Below are 6468 nucleotides of genomic sequence, written 5' to 3'. Positions count from 1 at the left end.
CCCGCCTGCCGGCAAGCGGGCCAGCAGCCGGTCGCATCCACCTGACGCGACGAAGATCCGCGCCGGATCAGCCCCGCGCGCGATCAAGGTGGCCGCGCCGTCATCACTCACCGCCACCAGCGCATCGGTGCGCAACAGGGCCTGTTCCCATTCGCGTTCCCGCGGATCGCTTGCCCCAGCCACTGCCGGCAACTCGTGGATCAGCGTGATCAGCGGGCGCTGCGCGCGCCAGTGATCGAGCCACGGCGCAACAACAACCCGTGCCAGTGCATCAACCAGCAGTGCGTCGTACTGTCCGGCGACCACCTGTGCGCCGGCCAGCGGCGCAGCCGCCAGTTGTCTGGCGACGTCCGCTGGCCCTAACACGATTTCGTCCACGCGATGGCCTTGCGCGCGCCAGCGCCGGAAAACTTCGCGGTGGTAGAGGTAGCCGCCGGTGAGCCGGTTCGGATCGCCAACGGTGAGAAAGGCGAGGTGCAGATTCATAAAGGTATTGACCGCAGAGGGCGCGGAGGTGTCCTATCTATGGAGCGCGGGCTGCTAGCCCGCATTCTTTTCAATGCCCAAGGAGGGCGTGCCGCTGGCCCGCATACTATTAGCGTGGTCTGTTCATTTCTCACGCTAACGCACTGCTATACGCCGCATACGCCTGCGGATTCTCCCAAATCCGCACCGTCAGCGTGGTGAGGCCGGCCCCGCGCAGCGCAGCCGCGATCCGTTCCCAACAATAGCGGGCGACATGCTCGGCGGTCGTGTTCACGTCACGCAACCCTTCAACCGTGCCCAAATCGCGGTAGTGCAGATCGGCCACAATCGCGTTAACCGCTTCGTGCAGACGGGTGATGTCAAACAGGGTGCCATCGGGCTGCAAGTGCGGGCCGGTCACGATCGCCTCCAGCCGGTAGGTGTGGCCGTGCATGCGGGTAGCCGGGCCGAAGTTGCCTTCCAGCCGGTGGGCGGCCTCGAATTGGGCATTGACGCCAATTTCGTACATGTGGGTACTCCTGTATCGGACACTGGCCGGTTGGCGGTATGGGTTTCGCTTTCGGAGATCGCTACAACCTTATCTCACAGCCTGCTTTGTTTGTCAAGGTCTTGGCTCTGGTTGGTATAGACAACGTGCGCGCTCTTGGAGACGCAGGGAGGTTGTCATTGCGTGCTGGTGCCGCCCGACCGCAGCAATCTCCTGCTGTAGCGCGAACGAACGCTGAGCGGGTTGATACCGTGCTCGCGGGGGATTGCTTCTCCTCGCGCGGGCAGCACACGTGATGCCCCTACCCTCGGCTCGCACTGACAAGCCTGTTGTCATGGCGCGGGGGCGTGCCCGGTTGTCATTGCGAGGGAGTGACGGCGTCCAGCAGCGCTGGCGCAGCCCCCGAAGCAATCTCCTGCTGTAGCGAAAGCGAACGCTGAGGGGATTGCTCCCGTGCTCGCGGGGGATTGCTTCGCCTCGCTCCGCTCGGCTCGCAATGACATTAAGAGAGTGCCCGCACCAATCGCCTGCGCGAGCGCCAAAATGGTTCTTTGGTATAATCGCCGCGTTGCGCCTAGCAATACGTTAGGCCCTCTCACATCTCTCACAAGGCTATTGCTATTGCGTCTCGCGAGTGCGATCTTTCTGCTCTTCTGCGGCTTCTACCTGCTCACCATGAGCGGCCATACTTATTCAGCCGACGAGGAAACGATGCTGACCGTAACCCGTAGTCTAATCGAGCGAGGCGATGTCGCGGTGGTGACAGTGGCAGAGTCGCCGTTCGTGGCGTTGCGGCCCGGCGTAAGAGATCGAGGCTATTCGCCCTTCGGCGTTCTCCCTTCCCTGCTGGCCATCCCGTTTCATCTCCTCGGCGAGCAGATCGCTTCGTCTGGCGCGCGGGCCGATTACGCGACGCGCTTTGCGGTGACGGCGCTCAATGGTTTGCTCAGCCGCTAACTGCGCTGTGCTGGCCTTGTAGTCATTGCGGTTAGGGGCAACCAAAGGGTGGGCGGCCATCCTTGCCCTGCTCTACGGTTTGGCAACTTTTGCGTGGCCCTATGCCCGCACGTTTTTCTCGGAACCGTTGGCCGGCTTGTTGATCCTGATTGCTGCTGAACGCGCGCATGCGGCGTGGCAATACCAGCGACCGCTTGCCCGATGGCTGGCCCTGTTTGTGTCTGGGATTGCGGCGAGTTTATTGCTGGTAACGCGGATTGCGGCGGGTATTACGCTGCCAATCTTCGGTGTCTACGTGCTATGGGAGGCTTGGCGCAGTTCGGCGCGTACATCAGATGGGTTCCAGTCCGTCCCTTTCGCCGCTATCAGCCGGCGCAGTACCTATACGCTCGGTCTCGTCGCCGTGTGGACGAGCGGGATGATTCCGGGCGGGTTGATCTTCATTTGGTACAACCTTGCCCGATTTGGCACACCGATCGCGTCTGGCTACGCGAGCGAAGCCTACGAGTTTACGACCCCGTTGCTTACCGGTCTCACCGGCATGTTGTTCAGTCCCGGCAAGAGCGTATTTCTCTTTGCGCCGCCGATTTTATTGGCGATACCGGGCGGGATCGCGCTCTGGCGGCGTGGCGAGCGGGCGGTTGTGCTGCTGATGATTAGCCTGTTTTGCTCACATCTTGGACTGTACGCTAGTTGGGGCCAGTGGCAAGGCGGTGGCGTATGGGGGCCGCGCTTTCTGCTGCCAGTGGTAGCGCCGCTCGTCGTGCTTGGAGCCGGCATGTTTCTGCGCGAGGCGCGGCAACCGGCGGTTACGTACCGGCGTGTGGCGCTGGCCGTGCTCACCGGCCTGCTCGGTTTTGCCGGCAATCTGGGTGGCGTGCTGTTGAATTTTGATACCTATGTGGTCTACGTTCCGCCAGCAGAGCAGCATTGCCCGATCGAGCCATCGCCGCTCATAGGGCACTGGTGTCTGCTGGCGGAACGCTGGCAGCGGTATGCAACTGCGCCGCCGGTATGCAAATTAGGGGCCGGGATGTACCATTCGTAAGCGCTGGATGGCGCTGCCTTGCCCCGGCGCACGGGGCAGCGCGGCGTGGTGAACTGCGTAACTGAGGAGGGGGGCCGGCTCACGCTCGCGATTGACGACTGGCGCCCTGCCGAAACGCCTACCAGCGCGCTCCGCCTGCGTCTGAACAGTAACGATCTCGGTGCGCTGCCAGAAGGCCAGCGGCGGGTGTACCATCTGCTGATCGAACCCGGTCAGGCGTAGCTTGAAATTGTCGCGCGCACGTGGAATCCGATGGCCGTTGGCTTCAGCGATCGCAATGAGCCATTGGGGCCGCTCATCACCCGGTTGCGCGGGGTTACAGCGAGTGGCGTTGAGATCGCAATGGTCGATACCGCGATCGCACCGCTGCCGGTGAATCCGCTCTCCCGCTGGGCATGGAATTATGATCCGCCCAACCAGCATCTGGTTGATCACTGGGCATGGTACCTGCCGCGCTCTGAACTGGCCGGCCTGCCGGCGCAACGACTGGCGACATTCATCCTGAGCGCCGGCGCTGGCTTGCTGGCGGTTGGTCTCGTGCTCTTGGCGTTTGCGCTGCGCAAATAGCTGTGGCGTGCGGCAGTGGCAGTGTGACTGTCGCCTTTCCAGAAACATCTTGCGCACCGGCTTGCTGATAGTTGGTCTCATATGGAGTGCGGCAGTTTCACTGCCGCCATTCCGCCGCAGTACAAGAGTGATTCATTGCTCAGATGTTATAGATGCCGCGCTCCTCGCGCATCACCGGCAACTCAGCGAGCCACGCCAAATCACGCCCGATCACCAATTCGTGCATCGTGGCGTGATGGGTATTTTTCATCGGCACTAATCGCATCTGAAAGCCATACTCGCGCGCAAGTTCTTTCACCTCTTCCGCTTCATCGTATGTCAGCAGTACCTCGCCGGCAACCCTCTGGCACAAGTGGAACAGACGCCGATGGTCAATCTGATGGTAGCGGTAGAGTCGTTTGCCGCCGGCAATGTGGGGCGGATCGACAAAGAACACAGCATCAGGGCAACGGGCAAATTCCTCAATCACCGCCAGCCCATCAGCGCAGCGCACATCGATCCGGTATGCAACCTGTTGCAGATCGCGCAGCCGGCGGGCTAAGGTCTGCGGATACCAGCGCGAGGCGATGCCTTTGCCGTTTTCGCCGTGCTTGAGAAAACTGGCGCCATCGGCCAGAATGTCGCTGTGAAGGGTGCGGTTGCGCAGGATGGTGTGAAAGGCGCGTTCGCGCAGACTGGCCGGCGGGCGACTCAACTCAGCGATCAGCGTTTCTCGGCTAAGTTGAAATGAGAGAATGCGCTCGGCCAGCCATTCGGCTTCGCCGCCAACGATCGTTTGCCAAACCGCAGCCACATCCTCGTCGAGTTCAACCATCACCACGCGCTCGACCCAATCTTCAAACAACGCCGTGAGGCTGATAATCCCGCCGCCAGCAAACGGTTCGACCAAGATGTGCGGCTTCTGCGCGAAACTGGCCATCCAGCGCCGAAAGGTAGGGACAAACCACGTCTTGCTACCCGGATAGCGAAACGGGCTACGCTGTGAAACGGCAGCGACGTTAACTGGCGGCGGCAGGCGGGGTGATCTATCACTGGATGGCTCGCCGTCTGGCACATCAGGAAACAGATCGAGTTGGCGTGAATGGGTCATAGGCTGCTGCTGCTAGCCTGTTGGTTCCCTATGTCATTGCGAGTCGAGCGTAGGGGCATCACGGTGTGATGCCTGCGCGCGGCGAAGCAATCCCCTACGAGTACGGCAGCAATCCCCTCGGCGTTCGCTCGCGCTGAAGCAGGAGATTGCTTCGGGGGCTTCGCCCCCTCGCCATGACAACTGGGCCTGCGCCCGCGCCATGACAGGTAGGATGTGTCATTGCGAGCGCAGCGAAGCAATCTCCGGCAAGGGCGGGAGCCATTCCCTCAGCGTTCGCTCGCGCTGAAACAGGAGATTGCTTCGGGGGCTTCGCCCCCTCGCAATGACAACTGGGTCCGTTCCCTCGCAATGACAGGCGGGCCTGATTGTCGTCACTTGCCGCCAGAGCGATTCGCGAACATCTCACCTCTTCCCATACTCCACCATCATCTGCACCATCCCCGACGGCGCCTGATCGAGTAGCGCATACGCCGTCGCCGCTTGCGCGAACGGGAAGCGGTGGCTGACCAGCTCGGCCAGCCGGAGCTGGGGTAACAGCTCGAGCACGGTTGCGGTGCGGCGGGCGTAATCCCAGCGCGGCAGGGTTTCCGGCGCCAGCCGGCCTACCTGCGATGAGCGCACTGTCACCCTCCCGCGGTGGAAGTGGCCGCCGAGAGTGAGTGTCACCGGCTTTTGCCCGTACCACGAAGCCACTACCACCAACCCTTCGACGGCTACCATCTCAATCGCCGGTTGCAGCGCCGCCGGCGCGCCGCTCACCTCGATGGCGATGTCAACCCCCCGACCGCCGGTCAGTTCAGCAATCGCTGCCGGATCGGCGTGGGCCAGCGTGATCGCGCCAAAATGTCCGGCGAGCGCGCGCCGGTACGGGTCGGGATCAATCGCGATCACGCGCGCGCCGACGCGGAGCAAGAGCTGCGTCACGAGCAACCCCACCACGCCTTGCCCCAGCACCGCCACCGTCTCGCCCAACCGCGGCGCGGCGTCGTGGCAGATGGTCAGCGCCGTTTCGACGTTGGCGTAAAATCCTCCCAGCGCCGGATTGAGGTTGTCAGGGAGCCGCTTGACCAGATGCGCCGGCACGGTAAAGACGCTCTGGTGAGGGTGTAAAGCGGCGACCGCATCGCCAATGGCAAGACCATCGACGCCGGGGCCAATGTCGATCACCCGTCCGGCAATCGCGTAGCCGTATTTGATCGGGAAGGCAAAGCTACCGCTGAGGGTGGGTAGATCGAGCGGCAGCGCGGGATCGACTTCCCCGCGGTAGACCAGCCGCTCGGTACCGTGACTGATCAGCGAGGCGATGGCGGCCACCCGCACCTCGCCGGCTGCCGGCGGCGGCGCAGTTTCCCGGCGCACGGTGACGGTGCGCGGTGCGGTGAACCAGATGGAATCAGCGGGAAGGGTTTGCATAGCGAGTTACAATGCAATAGTGCGAAGCGGTCAACTGTACTGGATGTAGCCCTCTACCACCACATTAGCGCCGTATGTCGTCCATGTTGCGTTGCCCAACCTGATCGCCTGCGCGAGAGTTGTAATGCCCAGATCGCCGATCGCAACCGGTCCCGCGCCGAGGATCAGCGGCGCGATCGTGATTGCAACCGCATCGGCTAAACGCGCGCGCAGCAAGCTGGTCAGTAGCCGCGCGCCGCCTTCGACCATCACGCTGGCGATGCCGCGTTCTCCTAGCGCGGCTAGCAGTGCCGCGAGATCGACTCTGTCGGCTGAGGTGGCCGGCACGGTGAGGATCGTCGCGCCAAGTTCCGCCAAAGCAGCGCGCTGTGCTGCCGGCGCGGCAGCGGTGCAGGCCAGCACGGTGCCGTGAGCGGCGCC

Annotated in this window: 8 protein-coding genes and 1 pseudogene; 4 read left to right on the top strand and 5 right to left on the bottom strand. The window is 62.8% G+C overall.

Annotated features, from left to right (window positions below; genetic code table 11):
* Together U9R81_RS02135 and U9R81_RS02130 are read right to left on the bottom strand one after the other, a co-directional pair.
* Window positions 1–486, bottom strand: a pseudogene (locus U9R81_RS02135) (glycosyl transferase family 1); the annotation flags it as partial.
* A gap of 130 nt (window positions 487–616) precedes the next feature.
* Complete coding sequence (locus U9R81_RS02130) at window positions 617–994, bottom strand: 6-carboxytetrahydropterin synthase (protein WP_322493887.1); 378 nt, start codon at window positions 992–994, stop codon at window positions 617–619.
* Between the two features lie 600 nt (window positions 995–1594).
* Here U9R81_RS02130 and U9R81_RS02125 point away from each other — a divergent pair.
* From U9R81_RS02125 to U9R81_RS02110, 4 genes are read left to right on the top strand one after another with little or no spacing between them, the layout of a single operon-like run.
* The gene (locus U9R81_RS02125) at window positions 1595–1930 is read left to right on the top strand and encodes a hypothetical protein (protein WP_322493886.1); all 336 of its coding nucleotides are present in this window, start codon (window positions 1595–1597) and stop codon (window positions 1928–1930) included.
* 25 nt (window positions 1931–1955) lie between these two features.
* Window positions 1956–2978 carry a hypothetical protein gene (locus tag U9R81_RS02120; protein WP_322493885.1) on the top strand — a complete coding sequence of 341 codons (1023 nt, stop codon included), beginning with the start codon at window positions 1956–1958 and terminating at the stop codon, window positions 2976–2978.
* Window positions 2979–2996: 18 nt separating this feature from the next.
* Complete coding sequence (locus U9R81_RS02115) at window positions 2997–3200, top strand: hypothetical protein (RefSeq protein ID WP_322493884.1); 204 nt, start codon at window positions 2997–2999, stop codon at window positions 3198–3200.
* A gap of 30 nt (window positions 3201–3230) precedes the next feature.
* Complete coding sequence (locus U9R81_RS02110; RefSeq protein WP_322493883.1) at window positions 3231–3545, top strand: hypothetical protein; 315 nt, start codon at window positions 3231–3233, stop codon at window positions 3543–3545.
* 139 nt (window positions 3546–3684) lie between these two features.
* On the opposite strand, the gene U9R81_RS02105 is transcribed toward U9R81_RS02110, so the two are convergent.
* The 3 genes from U9R81_RS02105 to U9R81_RS02095 form a co-directional block, all read right to left on the bottom strand.
* Entirely contained in the window at window positions 3685–4635 is a 951-nt protein-coding gene (locus tag U9R81_RS02105; RefSeq protein ID WP_322493882.1) for a DNA adenine methylase, read from the bottom strand.
* 402 nt (window positions 4636–5037) lie between these two features.
* Entirely contained in the window at window positions 5038–6048 is a 1011-nt protein-coding gene (locus U9R81_RS02100) for a zinc-binding alcohol dehydrogenase (protein WP_322493881.1), read from the bottom strand.
* A 30-nt stretch (window positions 6049–6078) separates the two neighbouring features.
* Window positions 6079–6468: RibD family protein (locus U9R81_RS02095; protein WP_322493880.1), on the bottom strand; the 390-nt coding region annotated here is incomplete at its 5' end.

This window comes from Chloroflexus sp. (genome assembly GCF_034435895.1).
Taxonomy (GTDB): Bacteria; Chloroflexota; Chloroflexia; order Chloroflexales; family Chloroflexaceae; genus Chloroflexus.
This window is presented reverse-complemented; position numbering and strand designations above follow the sequence as displayed.

Coding starts and splice junctions, on each gene's coding strand:
- U9R81_RS02130 (WP_322493887.1), bottom strand. CDS start 994: ATGTACGAAATTGGCGTCAATGCCCAATTCGAGGCCGCCCACCGGCTG.
- U9R81_RS02110 (WP_322493883.1), top strand. CDS start 3,231: ATGGCCGTTGGCTTCAGCGATCGCAATGAGCCATTGGGGCCGCTCATC.
- U9R81_RS02105 (WP_322493882.1), bottom strand. CDS start 4,635: ATGACCCATTCACGCCAACTCGATCTGTTTCCTGATGTGCCAGACGGC.
- U9R81_RS02100 (WP_322493881.1), bottom strand. CDS start 6,048: ATGCAAACCCTTCCCGCTGATTCCATCTGGTTCACCGCACCGCGCACC.